Genomic DNA, 25,399 nt, shown 5'->3' with positions numbered 1-25,399 from the left:
CAAATCCCCGCGGGCTTGTCCCGCGGGGATTTTTGTATCTTGAACCGACGAACCTTCTCAAAGGCCTTGCCGTCTTATAGAAGACCCCCGGCAAATCGGGTCGGTTGAGAGGTCTCATGGTGTTGTTGAAGCGGATGGTGTGCACGGTCGCTGCAGTGCTTGCGATGTCCGCCGTTGCGCGTGCGCAAGAGGGCTTTCCCTTCGGCACCGAGATGACGCTGGAGGCCGTCCCTCAGCCCGGCTCGAAGCGGATTCCGAACCTCGAGATCGGCGACAATGGCGAGGTCGTGCTCGAGCTATGGTGCAAGGGCGGAAAGGGCCAGTTCTCGGTGGCCGGCAATACCGTGATCTTCGTCCCCGGCCAGATTCAGGATCGTTCCTGTCCGCCGGCCAGGGCGCAAGCCGACGACGAACTCGTCGCCGCGCTTGCCGCCGTCGAGACCTGGAAGCGCCAGGGTGAGGTGCTCACGCTGATCGGCCCCAAGACGCTGCGCTTCCGCCAGAACGGAAATTAGCCCTTTCCGTCATGTCCCGCGAAGCGGGCGATGACAGCGAGTTTGTCGTTTCGCCTACTTCCACACCGACTTGTCGGCGTCCCAGCGCTGGCCTTTCAGCTCCTTGGCGAGCGCTTCGATCGAGCCGTTGTCGTCGGGCTGGTCGCCTTCCTCATCGGCCGTCGCCTCGTCAGAGACATTGAGCTTGGCGCCGGTGCTTTCGTCGGCGGTCGTGGTCGAGGGGCTGCCGATCCAGAGGATCAGCTTGTCTGATGTCCCCGGCTTGTCGGCGGAAACGAGGCCCGCGACCTCGATCGTGTCGGTGAGCTCGAGCGCCGGGAAATCCTGGTTCGGCCGCTTGAACACCAGCTTGAGCTTGCCGGTGGCGGCGTTGAAGCTCTGCGAGACCGGCTTGGCCGCGAGCGTCCTGGTGAGCACGCCGGCGATCGCGCCTGCGAGCTTGTCGCGGTTGATCTTGTCGCCGTCGCGCCAGTCGGCAGCGCCAACGCGGATGGTGCGATCCATTTCCACCAGTCCGGCGGTCCAGCCTGCGGCCGTGACGCCTGGCATCGCCTTGAATTTTGCGAGCAGCGCGGCCGCGCGCTCCGGATCGACCGACATGTTGATGGTCTGCTCGCCGGCGCGCAGCGCGTCACAGCCGACGGTCAGGCTTGCCAGCGTCACCTCGACGTCCTGGCCCTTGAGGCCTTTCAGGAAGTCGGTCGCGGCATCGAGCTTGACCTTGACCGCGATCGCCTCCGGCGAGACTTCAGTGAAATCCTTCGGCTGGGGCGTGATGCCGTCGTCGGTGGTCTGGTTGTCCAGAAACTCCTTCTCGCTGAGATCGGCATTATCAGGCGAGGTCACTTCGGTCACGGCCTGGCCGATGCCGATCTGGCCGCGGAATTCAAAGGTGTCGCCGGTGGGCTTGCGCGTAAGCTTGACCGTGACAGGCGCCTTCGCGCCGAGGCTCGTGGTCGTGCCGGTCAAGGTCTGGCCGGAGACCTGGAGATTGACGACGAAGCGATCCTTGCGATCGGAATTCTTCGCCACGGGATAGCAAACGTCGAGCACGGCGGCGGTGACCGTCTTGCCCTGCCGCGTCTCCTTCAGGATGACGTCGGCGTTGCCGTCCATCAGCCCGTCGATCGAGGTGAAATAGCGCGTCTCGGTGCCGCCGGGCGCCGCGGCCTTAGGCGACAGCTTCATCTGGGCGGATACGAGCCCCGGAGACATGACGAGCAGGGCCATCACAAGAGCCGTCGGGCAAACCAGAAGCGCGCGCATTGACGAAATCCTCAAATCAGAATCGGCGCGCCACCGTAGTGGGTTTTGGCCGCCGGTTGAATCGGAAAGCACGGCTCATGGTCGGCAAAAAGAAGGCACCCCTGATCCGCCCGACTGCGCCGCGACGCCTCGGTCGTAGTCCGCAATGTTACCTGTCACGCTTGATTTATTTCATCCAAAAGTAGTACAGTTCATCTTTTATCGCATTAGATGTTGGGGAGGCTTATTTCATGCCATTTCGCCAGCAGGACACTGCAAACCTCGTTTTTGTGGTCGCATCGTTTGTTCTTTTTTTGGTGCTTGCCGTCAACTTGTACAGGTTTCTTCGATTTGTTTGGGCGCGCATTCCGACCAGGGCAATCTCACTTCAGGGACCCGACATAGACAAGTTGATCTCTATTACTTTCGCGCTCATCGTCGTACCCGGTGTTGCAATCTTTGCGTGGACGACGGTTGGATCGTTTTTCACTTTTCTCGCGGATCAAATCCACCGTCTTGCCAACCTCAGTATGAGTTCTAGCGCCGCTTGCGCCGGCGATTCAATTTCTTGCCTTACCGCGAGCATCAACGGCTTTTTGGCCCAGATGGCGGACAGTCTCGTAAAATCGTTGAACTTTTCAGACTTCCCCGTTGCTGATTTTGTTGTGTTCTTACTTGTTGTTGTATTGAGCTCACAAATCGTCAGTTTGCTGCGGAAGGGTCTCGAAGCTGGTCAGGCCCAGCAATGGCTAGACATTGCTGGTAGATGGTTTCCCAAGCAAACACGTGAGCGCGTTGTGTTTGCCGGATTGGTCCTTTTGGCTTTTTACCTCGGATTGTCGGCCCTACTTGCGATCCCGCTTTTTCAAGACAAGTCGCAATCTCAAAGTCTAACAGTCGATGCGCTTGATAAGGCAATGGATCCAAACACGATTAAAGTCGCCGAATTTGACAAAATTTTCAATGAGGCGCTGCCTACCCTCCGTGAGGTTGCCGAACCGAAACTCGTCGACAGTCCAGCCGCTGCTCAACTCGCTAGTCGAGTTTCAGAGCTTTTCTTGCAACAGAAGACGACATTGCAGCGCGCCGGCGGAGATTTGCAAGATAGTTGGACGTCACTTCGTCAGTCCGCCTTGAACGATCAAACAGGCCTGCGCGAGCAGGCCAAGAGCGCATTTGCCTCCGGACTTGAGGTCGGCATCGGCCGCAAGCAGACCGCGCAGCACTACTACGACCTGTTTCTCTGGCATCAATCAGTGATGCAGCGATTAAAGATCAGCCTGCGCGAGTGTCAAACGCGCGCCTCTTCGTTCAATAACATTGCTGGTCAAACATTGGAGGCGATCAGAACCGATCTTCAAACCGTGAGCAGCGATGATGACTTGACGCGAAAATCCGATGACGTTCAACAAAAGCTGAACGGCATTTATCAAACGTTCGATACCGCACAAAAGGCATGCCATTCTGCAAATGACGATGAGCGAAGCAATATACCGCGTCGGCCCTCGTTTATGGAGGATCTCGGAGCTGTCGGAACTTGGAGCAAATGGCTCCTACGTACCGGACAGATGCCTGTGGTTATCATCGTTGGATTGGTTGGTTTTAGCCTGCTAGGCGCCACGGTCTCTCGCGCTGTACGAGCGCGTCAAACAGATCCGGATGCAGCGTCGGCACGTTTGTCCCTGGACGATTTACTTACCGTGATAGCTGTGGGGACGACTTCGGCTGTTGTTGTTTTCCTTGCAGCTTATGGGGGGCTCGCAGTTATTGGCGGCAGCGCAGGAGATCCAAATCCGTACGTCCTCTTCGCGACCTGTCTTATTGGCGCAGTCTACAGTGAAGATGTTTGGACCTGGGCGCGAACAAAAGGAATATCGAGCCGAGAGGAATCGGGGGCAAAGGCGAGGCCCCGTCCCAATGATGCGTCAACCACTCAGGTTTCCCCTGCCGCAGCTGCAGTCACAGGTCCGGCTCCAAAAGTCGAACCAAAGCAGTAGCATTGGGTCCAAGCAGCAACGCGAAGCTCCCAAACGCAAGGAGCCGCCCCAAGGCGGCTCCCGATCGCGTCAGCCTGATTCAGTTCGATCGACTCAGAAGCCACCCATGCCGCCGCCGGCCGGCATGGCGGGCGGGGCATCCTTCTTCGGCGCCTCGGCGACCATGGCTTCGGTGGTCACCAGCAGGCCGGCCACGGAGGAGGCGTCCTGCAGCGCGGTGCGCACCACCTTGGCGGGATCGATGATGCCCTTCTCGATCATGTCGACATAGTCCTCGGTCTGGGCGTCGAAGCCGAAGGTCTCGGACTTGTTCTCCAGGATCTTGCCGACCACGATCGACCCCTCGACGCCGGCATTCTCCGAGATCTGGCGGATCGGAGCTTCGAGCGCCTTCAGCACGATGTTGATGCCGGCCTGCACGTCGGCGTTGGCGTTGGTGAGACGGCCGACCGCCTTCTTGGCGCGCAGCAGCGTCACGCCGCCGCCGGGGACGATGCCTTCCTGCACCGCGGCGCGGGTGGCGTTGAGCGCGTCCTCGACGCGGTCCTTCTTCTCCTTGACCTCGATCTCGGTCGCGCCGCCGACGCGGATCACCGCGACACCGCCGGCAAGCTTGGCCAGACGCTCCTGCAGCTTCTCACGGTCGTAGTCCGAGGTGGTCTCCTCGATCTGGGCCTTGATCTGCCCGACGCGGGCCTCGATCTCCGGCTTCTTGCCGGCGCCCTTGACGATCGTGGTGTTCTCCTTGTCGATCACGACCTTGCCGGCGCGGCCGAGCATCTTCACCGTGACGTTCTCGAGCTTCATGCCGAGATCGTCGGAGATCAGCTGGCCACCGGTGAGGATCGCGAGGTCTTCCAGCATGGCCTTGCGGCGATCGCCGAAGCCCGGCGCCTTGACGGCGGCGACCTTGAGGCCGCCACGCAGGCGGTTGACGACCAGGGTCGCCAGCGCCTCGCCCTCGACGTCCTCGGCGATGATGACGAGCGGCTTGCCCGACTGCACGACGGCTTCGAGCACCGGCAGCATGGCCTGCAGGCCGGAGAGCTTCTTCTCGTGCAGGAGGATGTAGGCGTCCTCGAGCTCGGCGGTCATCTTCTCGGGGTTGGTGACAAAGTACGGGCTGAGATAGCCGCGGTCGAACTTCATGCCCTCGACGATGTCGACTTCGGTGTCGAGCGACTTGTTTTCCTCGACGGTGATGACGCCTTCGTTGCCGACCTTCTGCATCGCCTGCGCGATCATCTTGCCGATGGCGGCATCGCCGTTGGCCGAGATGGTGCCGACCTGGGCGACCTCGGAAGACGACGCGACCGGCTTGGCGCGCTTCTCGATGTCCTTGACGACGGCATGGACCGCGATGTCGATGCCGCGCTTGAGGTCCATCGGGTTCATGCCGGCGGCAACCGATTTGGCGCCTTCGCGCACGATCGCCTGGGCCAGCACGGTCGCGGTGGTGGTGCCGTCGCCGGCGAGGTCGTTGGTCTTGGAGGCGACCTCACGCACCATCTGGGCACCCATGTTCTCGAACTTGTCCTCGAGCTCGATCTCCTTGGCGACGGTGACGCCGTCCTTGGTGATGCGGGGGGCGCCGAACGACTTCTCGATGACGACGTTGCGGCCCTTCGGACCGAGCGTCACCTTGACCGCGTTGGCGAGAATGTCGACGCCGCGCAGCATGCGATCGCGCGCGTCTCCGGAAAACTTGACGTCCTTGGCAGCCATTGTCTGCAATCCCTGTTGTGTCGTGATGTGTCGTGCGTGGTGATGTGCGGCGGAACGATGGATGCCCGGACCTGATGATCCGGGCATGGCATTCAGCGGCCGTTCAGGCTGATGGCCCTAGGCCATCACGCCCATGATGTCCGACTCCTTCATGATCAGGAGCTCTTCGTTGTCGATCTTGACCTCGGTGCCCGACCACTTGCCGAACAGGACGCGGTCGCCGACCTTGAGGTCGATCGGGATCAGCTTGCCAGCCTCGTCACGGCCGCCGGGGCCGACCGCGACGACTTCGCCCTGGGACGGCTTTTCCTTGGCTGTGTCGGGGATGATGATGCCGCCCTTGGTCTTTTCCTCGGCGTCGATACGTTTGACCACGACACGGTCATGCAGCGGACGAAATTTGGACTTAGCCATGACGTTTCCCTTTGGAGGCTCGCTTTTTTCGAAAGCAGCGGAAGTGGGTGGCGGCGCCGCCGTCCTTCCTCTTCCCGAGGGGCGAACGGCGCGCTTAGCAATCGGTCTTTCCGAGTGCTAATAGTGCGCAGGGGATATGGCTTGGCTGCGATCCTGTCAAGCAAAGGTGGTTAAGCGATTGGTGAGGCGGATATAGGATGGTGGCATTGGAAACTTGTTCGGGGCTCGGGCGTATCAAAGGACGTCATTGCTCCGGCAGCGGTTTTGCGCTTGGCTGCGGGAGGGATGCGGCCATGGTCTTGTTCGGGGGAATGCCATGATCAGTTCAGCTCACGCGCGCACGGTTGCCAATCTGGCGGCGGCCTCTTGCCTGGCGCTGCTGTTGGGGGCCTGCGGCGGCGGCATGAGCCTGCCGTCCTTCTCTTCGTCCCAGCCTGCGCCTGAGGCCGAGCCCGGCGTCGCGCCGGAAATGCCGGCCTCGATCCGCGCCGACGAGATCGTCGGCCGCTGGGGCCTCGCCTCGTTCCAGAACCCGGCCGACCGCGCCCGCACCGAGGCAGCGGCGAGGGCCCAGTGCAAGAATCCCTACGTGATCGGCGCCGGGTCCTCCGGCGGGGTGGTCATGCATCTGGCCGACCAGGCAACGCCCCAGGAGCTGCGGCTGAAGGGCTCGCCGAGCGGCAAGAACTATATCGGCCCGTCCGGTCCGACGCCCGGCGAGCAGGACCGCGAGATCGTCTCTTTCGACGGCCGCGTCATGATCACCCGCTTCGTCGACAAGGACGCCGCCACCCGCTACGGCAACATGGTCTATGTCCGCTGCGCGCCGCGGGCGTGACCGGGGTTTCGGCCTAACCACTCGTCATTGCGAGCGAAGCAATCCAGTCTGTCTCCGCGGAGGCAGCTTGGATTGCTTCGTCGCTTCAGCGCAAAATTGCTGCGCAATTTTGTCGCGAGCTCCTCGCAATGACGAGAAACAAAAAATGCCGGCCCGAGGGCCGGCATTTTGTTTGTCTGTTTGCGCGTCCGCTTAGTCGAACAGCGCGTCGATGTCGTCCTGCGAGGCATGGCCGACGTCGCCGGCGAGCTTCGGGCCGTTGAGGAGCTTGTCGTCCTCGCTGCGAGTGTCGACCGGCGCCGGCACGTGAGCCTTGATGGCGTCGACGCCGCCCCAGATCTCCATCATCGCGTTGATGTGCTGCTCGATGAACTTCATCGTGCTCATGACCTTGCTGATGCGCTGGCCGGTCAGGTCCTGGAAGTTGCAGGCTTCGAAGATCGAGATGACCCGCTCCTGGATGTCGTCGGCAAGCCGCTTCTGCTGGTCGGCCGATTGCACCTTGGACATCGCGCTGGCCGCCTGGTCGATCGACTCGGCGGCTTCGAGGATCTGCTGGGTCGCCTGTTCGGTGCCGCCGACCACTGCACCGAGCTCGCCATTGACCTTGGCCATCTCGCCGCCGTCGAAGCTCTTGCCGTGCAGGGTCGCGATCTCGCGCTTGGTGCGGTCGATGGCGTCGTGGATGAGGTCGAGCTCGACCTTCAGCTTCTCGCACTGTTCGATCTGGGCGCGGTAGGTTTCCAGCAGCGCGCGCGTATCGGCAACTTCCTGCGCCACGACGGCATCGCTCGGCGGCAGCGCGGCTTGGCTGCTTCGTGCCATCTGGGCGCGGATCGCGCGCAGCTCCGCCATGATTTCGCTATGCATCGGGCCGGCCTCTTCAGTCACGTCTAAAACTGGCATCTCGCCACCGGCGATATCCTCGACACGAAAACGCTTGCGGTGAACAGCCATCAGGATACTCCCCCCACCTCACTCACGCGTCTTTGTAGACAGAAGCAATTTAACACGAGGTTCACGTCAGGAACTGTTGTGCAGCCGCGCGCGACGGCGCGCAAACGCACGATTAACCATGAGGCTTTGCCTTTCATCGAAAATAAACGCTGATCGGGAAATTGCAGCGTTGCTCGCGACGTGGTGAATCGAAACGCCTGATCTGTTTACCAAACGCAACGGAGTTTGCTCTTTATTGACCACGTCGGGGACGCGAAAAATCAGCCAGCGCGTTCGGCGGCGAATGCAACTAGACGAAACAGTACAGAGTACGTCGATGTTCAAGAAAATGTCTGTTGCGCTGCTCGGCAGCGCATGCGCCTTCATTGTCGGCGCGACCAGCGCCAGCGCCTTCGACAATAGCGTGCCGAACGATCCGCCCGCGGTGCTCTACCAGCCGCGTGTAACCCCCGCGCCGGTGCGCGTCGCCTCCAATGCCAGTATGGGCGGCGGTTTCATCGAGTTCCTGTTCGGCGACGGACCCGGCCGCGGCCCGGCCTATGCGCCGGAGCAGCCGATCTATCAGCAGCAGCCCGCTTACGCCGATCCGCGTCGCATGCCGCCGATGGGCGAGCCGCAGATGCAGGGCGGCTATCAGCAAGGCGCAAGCTACCAGCAGGAAGCGATCGATCCGCGGCAGCGTCCGTTCGATCCGAAATTCGAGAAACAGCTGGTCGACTATAGCGGCAAGGAAGGCGCCGGCACCATCGTCGTCGATTCCAACAACAAGTTCCTCTACCTCGTCGAGGGCAACGGGCGGGCGCTGCGCTATGGCATCGGCGTCGGACGCGAGGGCTTCACCTGGACCGGCGTGAAGTCGATCACCGCCAAGCGCGAATGGCCCGATTGGACGCCGCCGGCGGAGATGATCGCCCGCCGCCCTGACTTGCCGAGGCACATGGAAGGCGGCCCGGAAAATCCGCTCGGCGCGCGTGCAATGTATCTCGGTTCCACGCTCTATCGCATCCACGGCTCCAACGAGCCCTGGACCATCGGCACCAACGTTTCCTCCGGTTGCATCCGCATGCGCAACGAGGACGTCATCGACCTCTATGGCCGCGTCAATGTCGGCACCAAGGTCGTGGTGATGTGAGACTCTGACGTTTGATGTGAAAACGGCCGCCTCATCGGCGGCCGTTTTTGTTTGGCGCGTCGCGCGGCTTTACGCGTAATCGCTGCCGCCATCGTCACCGCCGCCGAAATCGCTGTCGTCGGCCGTGTCCATATTGTCGTTGTTGTCGTAGTTCTGGTCGTCGTTGTCGCGATCGTTCGAGGCCTGGTCGAAGAAGCCCTGACGGGAATCCCGGTTCGACCCGATGTCATCGAGGCCTGCGTCGCGCGCGAGCGAGCCGCCGGACTGGTCGCCGCCCCAAGGACTGCCACCCGTGGAGCCGCCACCGCGCTCCTCGATGATGGTGGTGTCGCCGAAAGCCTGGTGCGATCCGCCGCCCATCATGCCGCGAATGCTGGAGAGCAGCAGCGAGCCGCCGACCACGCCGGCCGCGGCCGCCGCCGCCGTGCCGAGGAACGAGCCGCCGCCACCGCCGACCGGCGGCGCGCCATAGCCCTGTCCGTATCCTTGTCCATATCCCTGGCCTTGTCCGTAAGCCTGACCGTAAGGCGGCTGTCCGTAGCCGGGCTGGGCCTGCTGCATCGCCTGACCGCTGTTCCAGACCGGCCGCTGCTCGCGTGGCGGCACATTCGGAACCGAGCCGCGCGATTGGCTCGTGCCAAACAGCGTGTCGCGCATGGTGTCGAGAAAACCGCCGGACTGCGGCTGCTCGGGCGCATGGGCCGCTTCCAGCTCCTGGATGCGGTTATGGGCGCGCTTGAGCGCTTCGTCCTGCAACAGCGTGGTCTGCACCAGCGCATAGACCGCGCCGGGTGCCTTGCGCAAGCCGTCCGAAATCGCGGCAATCGCGTCGGGATCGCGCGGTGCATTTTCCAGTTTCGAAAGCCGGTCGAAAAGCTCGTCGACGAGTTGGCGTTCCTGCGGCGTCATGGTCAGTCTCCCTCGCGCGAAACAAGCGCAAGCGGGATGTAGGGTTCCATTGTGGCCCCAACAGTGGCGGCAGGATTAAATTTCGGTATGCGACAGACTGCCCCAAAGCTTAACCTTTCAGGGTCGGCTTTCGCCGATTTCATCCCAATGTCACATGGCTCGTCGCGAGGAGCTGTGCGAAGGCGTCGCTTGCAAGATAGGCATGCTCGCGTTCCCTGACATCGGTCATCGGGTCGAGACCGGCGAGAACCTCGTCGACAAAGCCGGGATGGCACATGACGAGGCCGCCTTCGGGCAGGCCTGCGAGGAATTGCCGCATCAGCTCGCCGAACTCGGCCGCGCGGGTGAAATCATAGGCGCCGGCAAAGGCGGGATTGAATGCAAGGCCGGCGCGGCCCGCACGGCGGCGGAACTGTGCGCTGAGCAGATCGAGCACCAGGCCTTTCGGAGAGGCCAGCCGCTGCGCCAGCGGCAAATCGCGTCCGCCCTGGCGCACCCAGGCCTTTGGCGCGATCTCGCTGACGGCCTCGACAAAGCCGTCGCGCACTTGCGGAAACAGCTGCACGTGCTGATGGCCGTCGACGAAGTCGGGCGCCCGGCCGAAGGCTTCCGCGAACGCCAGCAGCTGCGCCCTCACTTCGTTGCGAAAGAACTCGCTGTCGAGCCGCCGCAAAAATCCTGCACGCAGCAGTTTTGGAAAGGCCATGAACATGTCGCCGTCCAAGGGGCGGAAATGCATGGTGAGGGGGCGGAACGGCGCAGACAGCGTCACATGCAATCCGATCGCGCAGCGCGGGCTCGCCTTCGCGGCGGCAGAAAGCGCGTCGACCTCGCGCTGCTCGATCGCGGGGCCGACCATCATCACAGACGTCGCGTTGAGGCGGCCGCGTTCGATCAGGTCGCGAATGGCGCGGTTGACGCCGGGACTGATGCCGTAATCGTCGGCGCAGAGCCAGATCTGCCGCAAGCGCGCGGCCGTGCTCATTCGGCCGCGGTCCTGTTGGATGCGTCCTGGCTCGAAGCGTCCTGGCTCGAAGCGTCCTGGCTTGAAGCGTCCTGACTTGAAGCGTCCTGGGCCTTGTCGGCACCAAAATGCTTTTCGCTGTGCTCGGCGACGAAGTAGATCGGACGCGCCTTCAGCTCGGAGAGGATCTTGCCGATATATTCGCCGACGATGCCGATCATGATCAGCTGCACGCCGCCGATCGTCATCAGGCCGACCACGAGCGAGGGATAGCCCGGCACCTGCTTGCCCGTCGTGAACACCTCCCACAGGATCGAGAGGCCGAACAGGAAGGCGACGCCGGCAAGCGCGACTCCGAGCAGGCTGGCGAAGCGCAGCGGCGCCACCGAGAACGAGGTCAGGCCCTCGATCGACAGGCCGAGCAGGCGGGCAGCGTTGAAAGTGGTGACGCCATGGGCGCGCGCCGCAGGCTCGTAATCGACGCGAATCTGGCGGAAGCCGATCCAGCTGGCCAACCCCTTGAAGAAGCGGTTGCGCTCCGGCAGTTGCCGAAGCGCGGTGACCGCGCGCGGCGAGAGCAAGCGGAAGTCGCCGGCGTCCTCCGGAATCTTCTGGCGCGCGCCCCAATTGATCAGCGCGTAGAAGCCGTGCACGGCGAGGCGGCGCAGGAAGGTCTCGTTGTCGCGATGCGCCTTGGCGGTGTAGACGACGTCATAGCCGTCATCGATCCAGTGCCGCACCAGCTGCTCGATCAGGGCGGGCGGATGCTGACCGTCGCCGTCCATGAACATGACAGCGCCGAGCCGGGCATGGTCGAGGCCGGCCATCAAAGCCGCCTCCTTGCCGAAATTGCGCGACAGCGAGACGACCTGGACGTCGATCGCGTCGGCTGGCAGCGAGCGTGCGATCGACAACGTGCTGTCCGTGCTGCCGTCGTCGACATAGACGACCTCGCAAGAGAGGCGGTAGCGTTGCCGCAAGGTCTTGGCGAGATCGCAGATGCGCTGGTGCAGGGCGGCCAGGCCCGCCGCCTCATTATAGACGGGGACGACAATCGACAGCCCCTTCGCAGCGGCATTCGCTGCGGTGGTCGTCAGGGCGGAAACATCAGAGCCCAGCGTCATCGATCAAGGTTCCAGAGCGCGTTCAGGATCATCGGGGCAGCATATGATAGCTGCAGCTTGCTGTCGCTACGCTGAACGGAGCTGCTCAACGAGCTTTGGGCTCACTACCGCAGGAAAGTCTCAAGCTTGGCGAACAGCGGGTTTTCCCGATCGAACACGTAGTCGAGCGAGACCACCGAGACGGTCTCGGCCCCGTGTTCGCGCAGGAAGCTCGCCAGCGCATAGATCTGCCCAGGTGGGCAGTGCAGCGTGAGCATGCCCGACGAGGTCGGCCCGCCGAACGGAGCCTCGACGCCGAAGCGGCTGTGAGCTTCGCCGAGCAGGGTGGCGTCGCATTGCCGGAAGCGGGTCCGGACCTCGCGGTATTTGTTGGCGCGCGCCCGGGCCGCGATGTGGTCGAGGATGATGCGCGCGGTCTCGCGGGCTTGCGGCGACCAGTCGGCATCTTTCGAGGCGACCAGATTGGCCTGGCTGCGCAGGATCACGCCGTCGTCGAGCACCCGCAGGCCGTTGGCGGCAAGCGTCGCACCCGTCGTGGTGATGTCGACGATCAGCTCGGCGCTGCCGGCCGCCGGCGCGCCCTCGGTCGCGCCCGCGCTTTCAACGATGCGGTAATCGCTGATGCCGCGCTGCGAGAAGAACGCGCGGGTGAGATTGATGAACTTGGTCGCGACCCGCATCCGCATGTGATGCTGCTCGCGGAAGCCGGTGGCGACGTCGTCGAGATCGGCCATGGTGCGGACGTCGATCCAGGCCTGCGGCACCGCGACCACGACGTCGGCATAGCCGAACCCCAGTCCGTCGATCAGCGACACGCGCTTCTCCGCGTCCGCGATGTTGTCGCGCACCAGGTCTTCTCCGGTGACGCCGAAATGCGCGTAGCCGCGCGACAATTGCGCGGCGATCTCGCTCGCCGAGAGATAGGCGACCTCGACATTGTCGAGGCCCGCGATCGTGCCGCGATAGTCGCGGGCGCCGCCGGCCTTCGACAGCTTGAGCCCGGCGCGGGCGAAGAAGGCTTCGGTATTTTCCTGAAGACGGCCCTTGGAGGGAACGGCCAGGACGAACGGCGCGCTCATGGCTTAAGCTCCCACCTTGCGGCCGATGCTGGTCAGCGCATCCACCCAGACCGAGAAGCCGACCGCCGGTATAGGAGCGGCCGCTCCGAGCTGGGTCATCAGTCCATCATAGCGACCACCGGCAACCAGCGGCTCGGTGCCGTTACCCCTGTGATGCACTTCGAATTCAAACCCTGTGTAGTAGTCGAGGCCGCGCCCGAACGCGGTCGAGAAGCGCGTGCTCTTCACGTCGATACCGCGCGCGGCCATGAAGCCGACCCGGCTCTCGAGCTGGTCGATCGCGCCATTCAGATCGAGCCTTGCCTCAGCGGTGAGCGCGCGTAGCGCGGCGACCGCCTCGTCCGGATTGCCCGATATCGACAGAAAGCGCTTCAGCACGGCGATCGCCTCGCGCGGCAGCGCGCCACTCTTCAAGGTCGATTGCTCGAGGAAGCGGTCGGCGATCTCGGCCGTGGTGCGGCCGCCGACATTGGTGGTGCCGGCAATCGACATCAGGTCGGTGACGAAGGCCAGCGCCGCCTTGCGGTCGGAGCCGGCGAGCGCCGCCAGCACGCCCTCATATTCGCTGCGGGTCGCGGTAGTCTCGGCTGCCAGCCGCTCCAGATCCTGCTCGAGGCTGATCTTGCGATTGAAGTCCTTGACCAGGCGGCGGCGCCAGACCGGATAAAGATTGAGCGCGTCGAGCAGCGCGTTGAACAGCGCGACGTCGCCGGTGCGGACCTCGACGTCGCGCACGCCGAAAGCGGCGGTCGCCTCCAGCGCCAGCGCCAGCGTCTCGGCATCGGCGGCAGCGCGATCCTGGCGGCCGAACGATTCGATTCCGGCCTGAAGGAATTCGCTGGCCTGTCCGCTGCGGTAGCGGAACACGGGACCCAGATAGCTGAACCCGGCCGGCTGGCCGGCGCGGCTGGATGCGAGGTAGTCGCGCGCCACGGGGATCGTCAGGTCGGGGCGCAGGCAGAGCTCTTCGCCGGACAGGTCCGTCGTCAGATAGAGGCTCTTGCGGATGTCCTCGCCCGACAGGTCCAGGAATGGCTCGGCCGGCTGCAGAATGGCGGGCTCGGCCCTGACATAGCCGGCCTGCGCGAACGACAGCAGCAGCGTGTCCGCCCAGGCGGCGGAGCCGGCAGCATTTGAGGTGGCAGTCGCGGTCATAACAGGGGTCCATCATCCCGGGAGAACCGGGCAGGCAAGGGGAGGCCAAAGAGAGGCCAAGGAAAGGCAGAGGAATTGGCGCAGCCCTTAGCATGGTCGGAAAACGGTTTCGACCTCCAAAGGATCAATCGCTTAACGACTTTGAGACTGCCCAGGCGGCCTAGGCTGGATCCCCTGCTCGGCTCACGGAGCCGGAGGGCGATTCGCGGTAAAGGTATTTTTATACCTATATTGGCTTTTGCCGCCTCGTCAGAGTGGCCGGAGAAGCCTTGCTTCACTCACAGCCAGGGCAGTCTCCGCGCTCTTCCACGATCGATGCTTCGTGCACGCCAGCTTCTGGGGTGTCGGAGGTCGCGCCATCGGCGAGTTGCTCTGCCAGATCGAGAATTCTCTGCCTCTTGCGCGCGTCCGTGATGCCGCGAAAAGCTTTGATCAGACCTAGTGCCTGGCGCTCCCAAACATCGTCGTCCATGGCCATTCATTCCTGTCGGGCCGCCGGCTGAACGGAGCAGGCATCATCGAAAGAGTTGGATGCTGTCGTGCATCGAAGTCACAGCAGCCATCGACCTGACCGTCGTCTCGCAGCCGCGATGTCGATCGGAACATCGTCCGAAGCGCGTCTCATCCATCCGCAACGTTACTGCCCGTTACAATGAGAGATTGAGAATACTTGGCAAGTTGTCACATACTCAATTTGGGTATGCCTGATCGTACGTTCCCTGCTGCCTTCGTCTACAAGATGAATGATGGTTTCCGATTCATGCGCAATGCTTCTGATGTCATCCGGACGGTCTCGCGGCACACGCTGGCCTACATGCTGTTTTCGATCAGCGAGATGTTCCGGAACTACGAAGAATTCGATCCGATGGACCTTCTGATCGTTCATGCGATTCTCAATGCGAACGTCATCAGTGTGATGAACGATCCGTCGCTGGACGAGAAGTTTTCGAGCATTCACACGGTCGAGCCGGACGCGATCAAGCAGGGCGTGTCGCGAGCGGCGCTCTCCCGGTTCCTGAGCCTGCCGCTGGAGACGGTTCGCCGTCGCGTGGCGGGCCTGAAGCGGCGGAAGATTCTCGCCGAGACCAAGGCCGGACTGATCGTGACCGAGCAGAACGCATTCAAGTTCGGCAACAACCACGAACTGCAGAAGACCAATATGCTGCTGCTCACAAAATTGCTTCGCGATCTCAAACGCGCCGGCATCAACGGACCGGATGATCTGAGTGCAGCCAAATTCGCGGTCGCGGCGAAGGAAGCGAAGTAAGCGACGGGATATGGATCAAAGCCTTCTCAACATCACCCGCGACGGCGCGAACAAGAGTGCGGCGGAACGCTTGTTGTCGTTCCAGGGACTCAAGCCGTCCTCGGCGCTCGAGCTGCAGACGTACGACATCGATCATTTCGGCGACAGTGAGAAACATGCCGGCGCGTCGAGCATGCCGTTATCATCAGGCTCGACTGCGATCATGCGTGCGCGGCTCAGCCTGCCGAATCTGAGCCTGTCGCTGGTGAAGACCTTCCCGCGGATCATTCGCGGGTATCAATTGGCACACGCCGCGGCCGTGGTGGTGCCGATGGACCAGGTGACCTCGACGCGCATCAATGGGCAGTCAATCGGCAGCTCCATCGTCGTTCTGAAGGGCGCCTCCGACTGCCTGGTCCATGAGCCGGTCGGCCGTCTGATCGGTGTCATCTACTTCACGCCGCCCGCGTGCGAGCCCTGGTCTAGCCTGGATGGTTATCATTTGCTGAGCCCGGCATCGGACATGCTAGCGTCCCTGCGCGGCCAGATTTCCGCGACGCTTGAAACTGCGGCCAACGATCCGGACTTGCTGAACGAGCCGGCGTCGCGAGCGGCCGTCGAACAATCGCTGCTCAGCGTGATGAACGCTGCCATCGCAACCAGCGTGGACAGCCGTTCGGGCCACGCCACGACGTCGACCTATCTGCGGATCGTCGCCGAGATGGAAAGCTTGATCCGGCACGATCTGACGATCTGGCACAAGACCACCGAAATGGCGGAGCGGGTGGGCGTGTCGGTCCGGACTCTCCAGAGTGCGACGCAGGCCATCTGCGGCGTGAGCCCGCATCGCTATTCCAGGGTCTTGCGCCTCTGGTCGGTGCGCCGGCAGCTGCGCACCGGCCCGGCACGGCGCAGCGTGAAGGCCTGCGCCATTGCGCACGGCTTCTGGCATTTGAGCGAGTTCGCCGCGAGCTACAGGGCGGCGTTCGGAGAGTTGCCATCCGAAACTCTGCATCGATCGCTGCGCGAGCATGGCTAGGGCCATGATCGTTCGCCCGGCGTGACGACCTAGCTGCCCCAATCGCCCAGCACGGCTTGGACCAGTGCCAGCGCCGCCACTGCGGCCGTATCGGCCCGCATGATTCGCGGGCCCAGGGCCAGCCGCAGGATTTTCGGCTGCCTCAGCAGCAGGGCACGCTCTTCCTCGGCAAAGCCGCCCTCCGGGCCGATCAGCACGTCGATACCTTGGCCCGCCTCGCTTGCGCCTTGCAGGCTTTGGATAGGGCTTTGGACCTCCGCCGCCTCGTCGCAGAAGATGAGCAGGCGGTCGGCAGGGCGCTGACCGAGATACCGCTCCAGCGGCACCGGTTCGGCAACCGCGGCGATGCTCAAAATACCGCATTGCTCCGCGGCCTCGACGACGTTGGCGCGCATCCGCTCGGTGTTGACCCGGGAGGCCTGGGTGAACCGGGTCAGGACCGGTTGAAGCCTGGCGGCGCCCATTTCGATGGCCTTCTGCACCATGTAGTCGAGCCTGGCGTGCTTGAGCGGGGCGAAGACATAGGCGAGGTCGGGCAGCCGGTCCTGGGGGCGGACCTGCTGGAGGATGATGAGGCTATCGGGTCGCTTGCGGCCCTCGATCGCGGCCTGCCATTCGCCATCGCGGCCGTTGAAGGCCAAAACCTCGGCTCCAGCTGCAAGCCGCAGCACATTGCCGAGATAATTGCTCTGGTCGCGGTCGAGCGGAACCCTGGCGTCCTGGGCCAGGGCGGCGTCAACGAACAGGCGGGGGCCGCGAAAATCGTGGGAGGGCATTCGTTCAGGTCCGGTTTGTGGCCGTTCTTAACCGAAAGCCGTAGATTGGGGGGTAAATATCGCCGGATTGGTGCGTCGGCGCGCCGCGCTATTGCCCTATTCGACGGGTTGTTAAGCGCTGGCGGGAATCGTAAAAACGCCAGCACGCTGGTCGCGCTTCAATTGGGAAGACGCCTGAACCCCGTAGCTCCTGCCGGAGAGACACTCTTGATGATCCGTCGTTTGATGGTTCCGATCACTGCCGCCATGGTCGTCATGGGCGCCGCGGGCGCTTATGCCCAGGGGTTCCCGGCCCCGCTGCCCAATCAATCCGCGGCCGATCCCGCATTTCCACCCGTGAACGGCCGGGCGCCGGTCGCCTCCGTCGGCGCCGCGCCACAGGCCTCGTTCCCGGTCAATGGTGCAGCTCCTATTGGCGGCGCAGGCGCCTTCAGCGCCGCTCCGCCGACCCAGGCCGGTCCTGGCGAGGAGTGCATGAAGGCCTTCGTGCCGCTGCGCGAGGACGCCGAGAAGCGCGGCAAGATGATCAAGGCCGCGAGCGATCGCCATGCCCCGCCTGACGAGGCCTGCAAGCTGATCAGGGGCTTCGGCCAGGCCGAGCTCAAAATGATCAAATACATCGAGACTCATGCCGCCAAATGCGGAATCCCGCCGACCGTCGCCGCGCAGATGAAGGAAGGTCACAAGAACACCGAGTCCATGCAGACCAAGGTCTGCAACGTCGCGCAGCAGATGGCGAACGGGCCGCGCGGTCCGGCCGGTCCGTCGCTGAGCGAGGTGGTGGGCACGGGCGCGGCGCCGGAAGCCAATGCCAGCAAGAAGGGCGGCAGCACCTTCGACACGCTCAACGGCAACGTCCTCACCCGATGAGCGACACATCCGCCCGCGTTGCCGATTCCACCGGCAACTGGGTCGATACGCTCGCGCCACAATGGGCGCGGCCTTACTTGCGCGTCTCCCGCTTCGATCGCCCGATCGGGTCCTGGCTTTTGCTGATGCCGTGCTGGTGGTCGGTCGCGCTCGCGAGTGGCATGGCGCATGACACGAGCCGCCTGCCGCTCACCATCGTCCTGTTCTTCATCGGCGCCTTCGTGATGCGCGGGGCGGGCTGTACCTGGAACGACATCACCGACCGCGACCTGGATGCCAAGGTCGAGCGCACCCGCTCGCGGCCGCTGCCCGCGGGGCAGATCAGCGTGAAGCAAGCGCTGGCCTTCATGATCGCGCAAGCGCTGATCGGCCTCGTTGTGCTGCTCCAGTTCAACCGCTTTGCGGTGGCGACCGGCATCGCCTCGCTCGTGGTCGTCGCCATCTATCCTTTCATGAAGCGTGTCACCTGGTGGCCGCAGGTCTTCCTCGGTCTTGCCTTCTCCTGGGGCGCGTTGATGGGCTTTGCCGTCATCTTCGGACGCATCGACCTCACTGCGCTGGTGCTCTATGCAGGGTCGATCGCCTGGGTGATCGGCTATGACACCATCTATGCGCATCAAGACTCCGAGGACGACGCCCTGATCGGGGTCAAATCCACTGCGCGCCTGTTCGGCGCGCATACACACCAGGCGCTGATCCTGTTCTATGGACTTGCCGTAGTGCTGATCGGCGTTGCGCTGGCGTCAGGCGATGTGCGCTGGCCAGCCTGGCTTGGCCTTGCGGCCTTCGCCGGGCACCTGGCCTCGCAGATCATGCGTTTGAGGATCGAAGACCCGGAACTGTGCAAGCGCCTGTTCAAGTCGAACCGCGATGCAGGGCTTTTACTGTTTGCGGGATTGCTGGTCGACGCGGTGATGCGGGCGGCGTAGGTGGTGTCGTAGGGTGGGCAAACGCGCCCTTGCGCCGTGCCCATGATCTCTCAATGATTTAGATGGAAAAGGTGGGCACGCTTTCGCTTTGCCCACCCTACTGCACCTGTGATTGCCGCTCAGTTCCGCGCGATGATCTCGCGTTCCTCGCGGTGGACCGGCAGTTCGCGCGCCATGGCGGTGCGGCGGCGCATCAGGAATTTCGGACGGCGGGCGCGGATCGCGTTGGCGCGGCGGCGGCGCGGTGCCGGCTTGCGGGCGCCTTCGTCGAGCTGCGGCAGCGCGAAGATCTCGCTCCAGATCGCCCAGGCTTCTGTGAGTTCGTCGCCGTCGGCACTGACCAGCAGCGGAACGGAGAGCGAGGGATCGCGGTGCACGAGGACGAGGGTCTGTGCCTCGTCATTGCCGCGCAGTGCGAGCCCGGTGAAGTCGCTGACGCGGACGTTGATCGCCATCTGCATGCCGCGCACGGCACGGCGCAGCACGACACGCTCGCGATGAAGCTCGATCTGCCTGGTGTAGCCGTCGGCGCGCGGATCATGCGCATCGAAGCGGACCGGAAGGGAAAGAGGGTCGAGCCGCAGAGAGCGGCTCGACCCGGCGGGGTTGGCCCCGCATGTTGCTGTTTGACGCCTCACGGCTTTCGTTCTCCCCGCCAGGATTATGTTCCCGGTCGATGCGAGGACGTTAGCGCAGGCCGTTCCGAAACCGCTTAAAAAGGCTGGTTAATCCAACCTCACCGCCCGCCATGATTGACAAGACCTTGGCGCGCATGATTGACGAGACGTTGCGTAAGAGCAGCGAATCTGAGCCTTCTGCGGGCTGAAAGTGCTTGAAGTCCGCACCATTTGGGCACATCTGGTGTTCAGGGCCTAAGATCGCCCCGAAACCTCCCGCGCCCCAACAGGATTTCGTTCGTGAACTCTTCACCATCCGCAAGCTCGACGTTGTCCTCCAAAGCCAATCGCGACCTGTTTGACCAATCCGCGCTGTCGGATCTGGCGCAACGCCTGGTCGAGGCGGCGAAGCGCGCCGGCGCCGATGCGGCCGATGCGGTCGCGGTGCGCGGCATCTCGCAAGGCGTCGAGGTGCGCGACGGCCGCGTCGAGGAATCCGAGCGGTCCGAGGGCGACGATGTCGGCCTGCGCGTGCTCGTCGGCCAGCGTCAGGCCGTTGTCTCGACCAATGACGCCAGCGGCGATGCCGTCACCAAGCTTGCGGAACGCGCGGTGGCGATGGCGCGGGTCGCGCCCGACGACAAATTCGTCGGCCTCGCTGATCCGGCACTGCTGGCGCGCGACTTCCCCGATCTCGATCTGCTCGATCCCGATGTGCCCGCGACTTCAGAGCTGGAGCGCCGCGCGCTCGAAGCGGAGGCGGCTGCGCTTGCGGTGAAGGGCGTGTCGAAATCCGGCGGCGCTTCGGCGTCATCAGGTATGGGCGGCATGGTGCTGGTCACCTCGACCGGCTTCCACGGCTCTTACTTGCGTTCGAGCCAGGGCATCTCGGCGACCGCGATCGTCGGCGAAGGCACCGGCATGGAGCGCGACTACGATTTCACTTCGGCGCCGCACGCTGCCGATCTGTTGTCGCCGGAAGCCGTCGGCCGCTCCGCCGGCGAGCGCACCGTGGCACGCTACAATCCGCGCAAGGTCGAAACCTGCAAGGTGCCCGTGGTGTTCGACCCGCGCGTTGCCGGCTCGCTGGTCGGCCATGTCGTTGGAGCCATCAACGGCGCCTCGATCGCGCGCAAGACCAGCTTCCTGAAGGACAAGCTCGGCCAACAGCTGTTTTCGAACAACATCCGCATCATCGACGATCCCCTGCGCAAGCGCGGCCTCCGCTCGCAGACCTTCGATGCCGAAGGCGTCGCGGTGAAGCGGATCGCGCTGGTCGACGAAGGCGTGCTGACGACCTGGCTGCTCGATTGCGCAACCGCGCGCGAGCTCGGCCTCACCACCACAGGCCACGCCCATCGCGGCGTCTCGTCCTCGCCGTCGCCCGGGCCGTATAATCTGCATCTCGAAGCCGGCACGCCGACGCCGGCCGAGCTCATCTCCGACATCAGCCAAGGCTTTTACGTCACTGATCTGATCGGCTCCGGCGTCAACGGCGTCACCGGCGATTACAGCCGCGGCGCCTCCGGCTTCTGGATCGAGAACGGCGAGCTCACCTATCCCGTCAGCGAGGTGACGATCGCCGGCCATCTGTTCGAGATCTTCAAGTCGATGCAGCCGGCCAACAATCTCGAGTTCCGCTACGGCATCAATGCGCCGACGGTGCGCATCGAAGGACTGACGCTTGGCGGACGCTGACTTTCCCGACGCAACCATTCTGACGCGTGACGCAGCGCTGCTGCAAGACACGGTGCGCGAGGCGGGGAGCCTCGCGCGGTCGATGTTCCGCACCGAGCTGAAGAAGTGGATCAAGGGCGCATCCTCGCCGGTCTCGGAAGCCGACATCGCCGTCAACGATCTGCTCGAAGCGCGCCTGCGCGGTGCCACGCCCGACTATGGCTGGCTGTCGGAGGAGAGCGCTGATGATCAGGCGCGGCTGTCACGGCGGCTGACCTGGGTGGTCGATCCCATCGACGGCACCCGCAACTACCTCAATGGCCATGACGAATGGTGCGTCAGCGTCGCGCTGGTCGAGGTTTCAGCGCCGGTGCTGGCCGCGGTCTACGCGCCGACCACGAACGAATTCTTTTTCGCGGTTCGCGGCCAGGGCACCACGCTGAATGGCCATCAGGTCCGGGCGACGCCCGGGTCCTTGCTCGACTTCGCCCGCATGGCCGGCCCCAAGCCGATGGTCGAGCGACTCAATATGAAAGACGGCGACATCAAGCTGCACCCGCGAATCGGCTCGCTCGCGCTGCGGCTGTGCCGGGTCGCCAATGGCTCCCTGGATGCGGCTTTTGCGGGCGGCAATAGCCATGATTGGGATCTTGCGGCCGCCGATTTGATCGTGCAGGAAGCGGATGGTAGGATGAGCGACCTCTCTGGAGATCCCATCCTCTATAATCGCCGGGAAGTGACGCACGGGGTGCTGGTGGCAGCGGGACGCGATCGTCATGCGAGCATTGTCGCGCATTTTCGCAATCGTCCCTTGCCCTGAAGCGCCCGTCGGCGTGCTTGTCGACCACTGCTTTGCCGGGCAGCCTGTTAGGAACCGAACTCATGTCAGATAGTGCCCCGCAACAACTGCTTCACCTCGTCATCGGCGGCGAGCTGCTCGACCTCGAGCACAACACCTTCAAGAACCTGGACGACGTCGAGATCGTCGGCCTCTACCCGAACTATGCGTCCGCACATGTCGCCTGGCGCGCCAAGGCGCAGAGCACGGTCGACAACGCGCAGATGCGCTATTTCATCGTCCATCTGCACCGGTTGCTCGACCCGAACGAAGAAACGAAGGCGCGTTGAAAAAACTGCTTCGCAATACGCTGCGAAGCAGCTGGTTTCAGCGTGCCGTCGGGGTCCTGGCGGCCGAATATCTGCGTCTGGTCTGGCGGACCAACAGGTTCACGTTCGATCCGCCTGACGTCTATGAGCTCGTCGAGCCGCAGATGCCGGCGATCTTCGCGTTCTGGCACGGCCAGCATTTCCTCACTCCCTTCATCAAGAACAAGGACTCTTACAGGGCCAAGGTGCTGATCTCCCGCCACCGCGACGGCGAGTTCAACGCGGTTGCCGCCGAGCGGCTCGGCATCGGCACCATCAGGGGGTCCGGGGATCACGGCGGCGCGTTCCACCGCAAGGGTGGAGTCGGTGCCTTCAGGGAAATGGTGTACACGCTTCAAGACGGTTGTAATGTCGCGTTGACCGCCGATGTGCCCAAGCGTTCGCGCGTGGCCGGCCTCGGCATCATCATGCTCGCGCGGGAATCGGGGCGGCCGATCATGCCTTTTGCGATGGCGACCAGCCGCTTTATCAGGCTCAAGAACTGGGACCGCACCACCATCAACCTGCCGTTCGGCCGGGGCGCTCTGGTCGGCATCAAGGAAATCCACGTTCCCGCAGACGCCGACGCAGCGAAGATGGAAGAGCTGCGGCAGGAGCTGGAAGACACGTTGAACGAAGCCACACGCCGCGCCTATGCGCAGCTCGGGCGCAAGGGGCCTGCAGATGGCTAGCTCGCTGCCCCATCCCCATGCGGTCCCGAAGTCCCTGCCGATGACGCTGCGGATGTATCGGCGCCTGGCGACGAGCCTCGTGCCGCTCGCGCCTGCACTGATCAAGCGGCGGCTGAAGCAGGGCAAGGAGGATCCCGCGCGCGTCGGCGAGCGGCGGGGGCTCAGCCGGGATGTGCGGCCGCACGGCCCGCTGGTGTGGATCCACGGCGCCAGCGTCGGCGAGGTCCTGGCCGCGGCGGCGCTGATCGAGCGCCTGCGCGATCTCAATTTGCGCATCCTGCTCACCTCAGGCACGGTCACCTCGGCCGCGGTCGTCGCAAAACGCTTTCCGCCCGACGTCATCCATCAATACGTGCCGTATGATTCCCCGCGCTACGTCGCGCGCTTCCTCGACCATTGGAAGCCGTCGCTGGCGCTGTTCATCGAATCCGATCTGTGGCCGAACCTGATCCTGGCGGGCGCGGCGCGCCGGGTGCCGATGGTGCTGATCAACGGGCGGATGTCGCCGCGCTCCTTCCCGCGCTGGCGGCGGATGTTCGGCACCATCTCGGCGCTGCTGTCGCGCTTCGATATCTGCCTCGCGCAGTCGAGGACCGATGCCGAACGCTTCTCCGCGCTCGGCGGCCGCGACGTGGTCACCACGGGCAATCTCAAGCTCGACGTGCCGGCGCCGCCGGCCGATCCCGTCAAGCTCGAACGGCTGATGACGATGACGCGCGGCCGGCCGATCATCGTCGCGGCCTCGACCCACCCGGGCGAGGACGAGATGCTGGTCGCGGCGCATCGCAGCCTCGTCGGCATCTTCCCGCAACTGCTGACCGTGATCGTGCCGCGGCATCCGGATCGCGGCTCGTCGATCTCTGGCATGATCACGGCGTCGGGTCTGAAGCCGGCGTTGCGCTCGCGCGACGAGCAGCTGGCGGCCGCCACCGATGTCTATGTCGCCGACACCATGGGCGAGCTCGGCCTGTTCTATCGCCTCTCGCCTGTTGTTTTCATGGGCGGATCGTTGATCCGCCACGGCGGGCAGAATCCGATCGAGGCGATCAAGCTGGGGGCGGCCATCGTCCATGGCCCGCATGTGTTCAATTTCGCCGATGTCTACGCGGCGCTCGATCAAAGCGGCGGCGCGCGCCAGGCCGACACGCAGGAGGCGCTGACGAAGCAGCTCGGCCTGTTGCTGGCCGAGCCCAGCGTGCGCGACAAGATGCAGCGCGCGGGTGCTGGCGTGGTCGAGGAGCTCGGCGGCGCGCTCGATCGCACCATGACGGCACTCGAGCCGTATCTGATGCAGTTGCGGATCGAGATGGGAGCCGCCAATGCGTGAGCCGGCCTTCTGGTACCGGCCGCGTTCCCCGAAGTCGCATCTCCTCGGCCCATTGGGCGCACTCTATGGCGCCATCACCGCGCGCCGCATGGCGCGCCAGGGCTTTGACGCCGGCATCCCCGTGCTCTGCGTCGGCAATTACCATGTCGGCGGCGCCGGCAAGACGCCGACCGTGCTGGCGCTGACGAAGTTGCTGCGCGAGCTCGGCGAAACCCCTGTGGTGCTCAGCCGCGGCTATGGCGGGCGCCTGAAGGGGCCTGTCATGGTCGACCGCGAACGTCACACCGCCACTGACGTCGGCGACGAGCCCTTGATGATGGTCCGCGACGTACCCGTCGCGGTCGCACGCGATCGTCTCGAAGGCGTCGTGCTGGCGAAATCGCAAGGCGCCACCGTGATCCTGATGGACGACGGCTTCCAGAATCCGAAGCTGCTGAAGGATGCCTCGCTGATCGTGATCGACAGCGAGCGCGGCCTCGGCAACGGCAAGGTGTTTCCCGCAGGTCCGCTGCGCGCGCCGCTCAGGCCACAGCTCGCGCGCACCGATGCGCTGGTGATGATCGGCGACGGCCGCGCCGCCAACGATGTCGCGGCCGAGCTCGCCAAGCGCAACAAGCCCGAGCTGCGCGCTCGCCTGAAGCCGGATGCGGCCTCGGTCGCGCAACTCTTCGGCAAAAAGGTTCTCGCCTTCGCCGGCATCGGCGATCCCGAGCGTTTCTTCCGCACCCTGCGTGCCAGCGGCATCGAGGTCGCGCGCACGCGCCCCTTTGCCGATCATCACATGTTCTCGCAGCTCGAACTCGCCGCGCTCGCAACTGAGGCGCAGCGCGAGCAGCTCACCCTGGTGACGACGGAAAAGGATCTCGCGCGCCTGCGTGGCACCGAGGGCGTGCCCGATGGCATCGTGCCGTTCAAGGTAGCGCTCGAATTCGACGATCCGGCCAAGTTGAAGCAATTGATCAGCGACCATCTCTACAAGGCTCGCGAGCGCCGCTTCAGCCAGCGATAAGATGCTGTCTCTCGTAG

At 63.9% G+C, this 25,399-nt stretch carries 26 protein-coding genes; 14 read left to right on the top strand and 12 right to left on the bottom strand.

Annotated features, from left to right (window positions below; genetic code table 11):
* Positions 1-116: 116 nt before the first annotated feature.
* Positions 117-515 (top strand): META domain-containing protein, encoded by a 399-nt coding sequence (locus tag XI06_RS36265; RefSeq protein WP_237871978.1) that lies wholly within the window; start codon positions 117-119, stop codon positions 513-515.
* Between the two features lie 54 nt (positions 516-569).
* Here XI06_RS36265 and XI06_RS36260 read toward each other — a convergent pair whose 3' ends face one another.
* Complete coding sequence (locus XI06_RS36260) at positions 570-1,781, bottom strand: hypothetical protein (protein ID WP_271607486.1); 1,212 nt, start codon at positions 1,779-1,781, stop codon at positions 570-572.
* A gap of 230 nt (positions 1,782-2,011) precedes the next feature.
* On the opposite strand from XI06_RS36260, the gene XI06_RS36255 reads away from it, so the two are divergent.
* Entirely contained in the window at positions 2,012-3,757 is a 1,746-nt protein-coding gene (locus tag XI06_RS36255) for a hypothetical protein (protein WP_271607485.1), read from the top strand.
* A 93-nt stretch (positions 3,758-3,850) separates the two neighbouring features.
* Here XI06_RS36255 and groL read toward each other — a convergent pair whose 3' ends face one another.
* On the bottom strand, positions 3,851-5,482 hold the full coding sequence (groL, locus tag XI06_RS36250) for a chaperonin GroEL (RefSeq protein WP_237864548.1): 1,632 nt from the start codon (positions 5,480-5,482) through the stop codon (positions 3,851-3,853).
* Positions 5,483-5,599: 117 nt separating this feature from the next.
* Positions 5,600-5,896, bottom strand: coding sequence for a co-chaperone GroES (locus tag XI06_RS36245; RefSeq protein WP_014491914.1), 297 nt, complete (start codon positions 5,894-5,896; stop codon positions 5,600-5,602).
* 316 nt (positions 5,897-6,212) lie between these two features.
* Here XI06_RS36245 and XI06_RS36240 point away from each other — a divergent pair, with 316 nt between their 5' ends.
* Positions 6,213-6,734 carry a hypothetical protein gene (locus XI06_RS36240; protein ID WP_237864547.1) on the top strand — a complete coding sequence of 174 codons (522 nt, stop codon included), beginning with the start codon at positions 6,213-6,215 and terminating at the stop codon, positions 6,732-6,734.
* Between the two features lie 192 nt (positions 6,735-6,926).
* Here XI06_RS36240 and XI06_RS36235 read toward each other — a convergent pair whose 3' ends face one another.
* Complete coding sequence (locus XI06_RS36235; protein WP_237864546.1) at positions 6,927-7,691, bottom strand: protein phosphatase CheZ; 765 nt, start codon at positions 7,689-7,691, stop codon at positions 6,927-6,929.
* 316 nt (positions 7,692-8,007) lie between these two features.
* Between XI06_RS36235 and XI06_RS36230 the strand changes: the two genes are divergently transcribed.
* A complete protein-coding gene (locus XI06_RS36230) occupies positions 8,008-8,823 on the top strand; it encodes a L,D-transpeptidase (protein WP_237864545.1) in 816 nt (271 codons plus the stop codon).
* 69 nt (positions 8,824-8,892) lie between these two features.
* On the opposite strand, the gene XI06_RS36225 is transcribed toward XI06_RS36230, so the two are convergent.
* The 6 genes from XI06_RS36225 to XI06_RS36200 form a co-directional block, all read right to left on the bottom strand.
* Complete coding sequence (locus XI06_RS36225; protein WP_237864544.1) at positions 8,893-9,732, bottom strand: DUF2076 domain-containing protein; 840 nt, start codon at positions 9,730-9,732, stop codon at positions 8,893-8,895.
* Positions 9,733-9,871: 139 nt separating this feature from the next.
* On the bottom strand, positions 9,872-10,717 hold the full coding sequence (locus tag XI06_RS36220) for a ChbG/HpnK family deacetylase (RefSeq protein ID WP_271607484.1): 846 nt from the start codon (positions 10,715-10,717) through the stop codon (positions 9,872-9,874).
* A complete protein-coding gene (locus XI06_RS36215; protein WP_271607483.1) occupies positions 10,714-11,820 on the bottom strand; it encodes a glycosyltransferase family 2 protein in 1,107 nt (368 codons plus the stop codon). Before XI06_RS36215 ends, XI06_RS36220 begins: the two co-directional genes overlap by 4 nt.
* A gap of 104 nt (positions 11,821-11,924) precedes the next feature.
* Positions 11,925-12,899, bottom strand: a complete 975-nt coding sequence (gene hisG / locus XI06_RS36210; RefSeq protein WP_237864541.1) for an ATP phosphoribosyltransferase — start codon at positions 12,897-12,899, stop codon at positions 11,925-11,927.
* 3 nt (positions 12,900-12,902) lie between these two features.
* Positions 12,903-14,054, bottom strand: coding sequence for an ATP phosphoribosyltransferase regulatory subunit (locus XI06_RS36205; protein ID WP_271607482.1), 1,152 nt, complete (start codon positions 14,052-14,054; stop codon positions 12,903-12,905).
* 274 nt (positions 14,055-14,328) lie between these two features.
* Positions 14,329-14,526, bottom strand: a complete 198-nt coding sequence (locus tag XI06_RS36200; protein ID WP_271607481.1) for a hypothetical protein — start codon at positions 14,524-14,526, stop codon at positions 14,329-14,331.
* 228 nt (positions 14,527-14,754) lie between these two features.
* Between XI06_RS36200 and XI06_RS36195 the strand changes: the two genes are divergently transcribed.
* Together XI06_RS36195 and XI06_RS36190 are read left to right on the top strand one after the other, a co-directional pair.
* Complete coding sequence (locus XI06_RS36195; protein WP_271607480.1) at positions 14,755-15,321, top strand: hypothetical protein; 567 nt, start codon at positions 14,755-14,757, stop codon at positions 15,319-15,321.
* Positions 15,322-15,331: 10 nt separating this feature from the next.
* The gene (locus tag XI06_RS36190; RefSeq protein WP_271607479.1) at positions 15,332-16,339 is read left to right on the top strand and encodes a helix-turn-helix domain-containing protein; all 1,008 of its coding nucleotides are present in this window, start codon (positions 15,332-15,334) and stop codon (positions 16,337-16,339) included.
* 29 nt (positions 16,340-16,368) lie between these two features.
* On the opposite strand, the gene XI06_RS36185 is transcribed toward XI06_RS36190, so the two are convergent.
* Positions 16,369-17,115, bottom strand: a complete 747-nt coding sequence (locus XI06_RS36185) for a 16S rRNA (uracil(1498)-N(3))-methyltransferase (RefSeq protein ID WP_237890400.1) — start codon at positions 17,113-17,115, stop codon at positions 16,369-16,371.
* A 210-nt stretch (positions 17,116-17,325) separates the two neighbouring features.
* Between XI06_RS36185 and XI06_RS36180 the strand changes: the two genes are divergently transcribed.
* Entirely contained in the window at positions 17,326-17,985 is a 660-nt protein-coding gene (locus tag XI06_RS36180) for a hypothetical protein (protein ID WP_237864535.1), read from the top strand.
* The gene (ubiA, locus tag XI06_RS36175; RefSeq protein WP_271607478.1) at positions 17,982-18,914 is read left to right on the top strand and encodes a 4-hydroxybenzoate octaprenyltransferase; all 933 of its coding nucleotides are present in this window, start codon (positions 17,982-17,984) and stop codon (positions 18,912-18,914) included. The genes XI06_RS36180 and ubiA overlap by 4 nt, the downstream gene beginning before the upstream one ends.
* Positions 18,915-19,033: 119 nt before the next feature.
* On the opposite strand, the gene XI06_RS36170 is transcribed toward ubiA, so the two are convergent.
* A complete protein-coding gene (locus tag XI06_RS36170; protein WP_237890398.1) occupies positions 19,034-19,552 on the bottom strand; it encodes a DUF6101 family protein in 519 nt (172 codons plus the stop codon).
* Positions 19,553-19,831: 279 nt separating this feature from the next.
* On the opposite strand from XI06_RS36170, the gene XI06_RS36165 reads away from it, so the two are divergent.
* From XI06_RS36165 to lpxK, 6 genes are all read left to right on the top strand, one after another.
* Entirely contained in the window at positions 19,832-21,229 is a 1,398-nt protein-coding gene (locus XI06_RS36165) for a TldD/PmbA family protein (protein ID WP_237864532.1), read from the top strand.
* Entirely contained in the window at positions 21,216-22,028 is an 813-nt protein-coding gene (locus XI06_RS36160; RefSeq protein WP_237864531.1) for a 3'(2'),5'-bisphosphate nucleotidase CysQ, read from the top strand. Before XI06_RS36165 ends, XI06_RS36160 begins: the two co-directional genes overlap by 14 nt.
* A 62-nt stretch (positions 22,029-22,090) precedes the next feature.
* Positions 22,091-22,336, top strand: a complete 246-nt coding sequence (locus XI06_RS36155) for a DUF4170 domain-containing protein (RefSeq protein ID WP_237864530.1) — start codon at positions 22,091-22,093, stop codon at positions 22,334-22,336.
* Positions 22,333-23,046 (top strand): lysophospholipid acyltransferase family protein, encoded by a 714-nt coding sequence (locus tag XI06_RS36150; protein ID WP_237890395.1) that lies wholly within the window; start codon positions 22,333-22,335, stop codon positions 23,044-23,046. The genes XI06_RS36155 and XI06_RS36150 overlap by 4 nt, the downstream gene beginning before the upstream one ends.
* Positions 23,009-24,373, top strand: coding sequence for a 3-deoxy-D-manno-octulosonic acid transferase (locus XI06_RS36145; RefSeq protein ID WP_271607477.1), 1,365 nt, complete (start codon positions 23,009-23,011; stop codon positions 24,371-24,373). Before XI06_RS36150 ends, XI06_RS36145 begins: the two co-directional genes overlap by 38 nt.
* A complete protein-coding gene (gene lpxK, locus XI06_RS36140) occupies positions 24,366-25,382 on the top strand; it encodes a tetraacyldisaccharide 4'-kinase (protein WP_271607476.1) in 1,017 nt (338 codons plus the stop codon). Before XI06_RS36145 ends, lpxK begins: the two co-directional genes overlap by 8 nt.
* The last annotated feature ends 17 nt before the right edge of the window (positions 25,383-25,399 follow it).

The sequence above is a fragment of the Bradyrhizobium sp. CCBAU 11434 genome (genome assembly GCF_028128895.1).
Classification (GTDB): Bacteria; Pseudomonadota; Alphaproteobacteria; order Rhizobiales; family Xanthobacteraceae; genus Bradyrhizobium; species Bradyrhizobium zhengyangense.
Note: the sequence above shows the minus strand (reverse complement) of the source record. Positions and strands in the feature narration are given on the sequence as shown.

Excerpts from the sequence above, each read along its gene's own strand:
- XI06_RS36265 (WP_237871978.1), top strand. The coding sequence starts at position 117 with ATGGTGTTGTTGAAGCGGATGGTGTGCACGGTCGCTGCAGTGCTTGCG.
- XI06_RS36260 (WP_271607486.1), bottom strand. The coding sequence starts at position 1,781 with ATGCGCGCGCTTCTGGTTTGCCCGACGGCTCTTGTGATGGCCCTGCTC.
- XI06_RS36255 (WP_271607485.1), top strand. The coding sequence starts at position 2,012 with ATGCCATTTCGCCAGCAGGACACTGCAAACCTCGTTTTTGTGGTCGCA.
- groL (WP_237864548.1), bottom strand. The coding sequence starts at position 5,482 with ATGGCTGCCAAGGACGTCAAGTTTTCCGGAGACGCGCGCGATCGCATG.
- XI06_RS36245 (WP_014491914.1), bottom strand. The coding sequence starts at position 5,896 with ATGGCTAAGTCCAAATTTCGTCCGCTGCATGACCGTGTCGTGGTCAAA.
- XI06_RS36240 (WP_237864547.1), top strand. The coding sequence starts at position 6,213 with ATGATCAGTTCAGCTCACGCGCGCACGGTTGCCAATCTGGCGGCGGCC.
- XI06_RS36235 (WP_237864546.1), bottom strand. The coding sequence starts at position 7,691 with ATGGCTGTTCACCGCAAGCGTTTTCGTGTCGAGGATATCGCCGGTGGC.
- XI06_RS36230 (WP_237864545.1), top strand. The coding sequence starts at position 8,008 with ATGTTCAAGAAAATGTCTGTTGCGCTGCTCGGCAGCGCATGCGCCTTC.
- XI06_RS36225 (WP_237864544.1), bottom strand. The coding sequence starts at position 9,732 with ATGACGCCGCAGGAACGCCAACTCGTCGACGAGCTTTTCGACCGGCTT.
- XI06_RS36220 (WP_271607484.1), bottom strand. The coding sequence starts at position 10,717 with ATGAGCACGGCCGCGCGCTTGCGGCAGATCTGGCTCTGCGCCGACGAT.
- XI06_RS36215 (WP_271607483.1), bottom strand. The coding sequence starts at position 11,820 with ATGACGCTGGGCTCTGATGTTTCCGCCCTGACGACCACCGCAGCGAAT.
- hisG (WP_237864541.1), bottom strand. The coding sequence starts at position 12,899 with ATGAGCGCGCCGTTCGTCCTGGCCGTTCCCTCCAAGGGCCGTCTTCAG.
- XI06_RS36205 (WP_271607482.1), bottom strand. The coding sequence starts at position 14,054 with ATGACCGCGACTGCCACCTCAAATGCTGCCGGCTCCGCCGCCTGGGCG.
- XI06_RS36200 (WP_271607481.1), bottom strand. The coding sequence starts at position 14,526 with ATGGACGACGATGTTTGGGAGCGCCAGGCACTAGGTCTGATCAAAGCT.
- XI06_RS36195 (WP_271607480.1), top strand. The coding sequence starts at position 14,755 with ATGCCTGATCGTACGTTCCCTGCTGCCTTCGTCTACAAGATGAATGAT.
- XI06_RS36190 (WP_271607479.1), top strand. The coding sequence starts at position 15,332 with ATGGATCAAAGCCTTCTCAACATCACCCGCGACGGCGCGAACAAGAGT.
- XI06_RS36185 (WP_237890400.1), bottom strand. The coding sequence starts at position 17,115 with ATGCCCTCCCACGATTTTCGCGGCCCCCGCCTGTTCGTTGACGCCGCC.
- XI06_RS36180 (WP_237864535.1), top strand. The coding sequence starts at position 17,326 with ATGATCCGTCGTTTGATGGTTCCGATCACTGCCGCCATGGTCGTCATG.
- ubiA (WP_271607478.1), top strand. The coding sequence starts at position 17,982 with ATGAGCGACACATCCGCCCGCGTTGCCGATTCCACCGGCAACTGGGTC.
- XI06_RS36155 (WP_237864530.1), top strand. The coding sequence starts at position 22,091 with ATGTCAGATAGTGCCCCGCAACAACTGCTTCACCTCGTCATCGGCGGC.
- XI06_RS36145 (WP_271607477.1), top strand. The coding sequence starts at position 23,009 with ATGCGCAGCTCGGGCGCAAGGGGCCTGCAGATGGCTAGCTCGCTGCCC.
- lpxK (WP_271607476.1), top strand. The coding sequence starts at position 24,366 with ATGCGTGAGCCGGCCTTCTGGTACCGGCCGCGTTCCCCGAAGTCGCAT.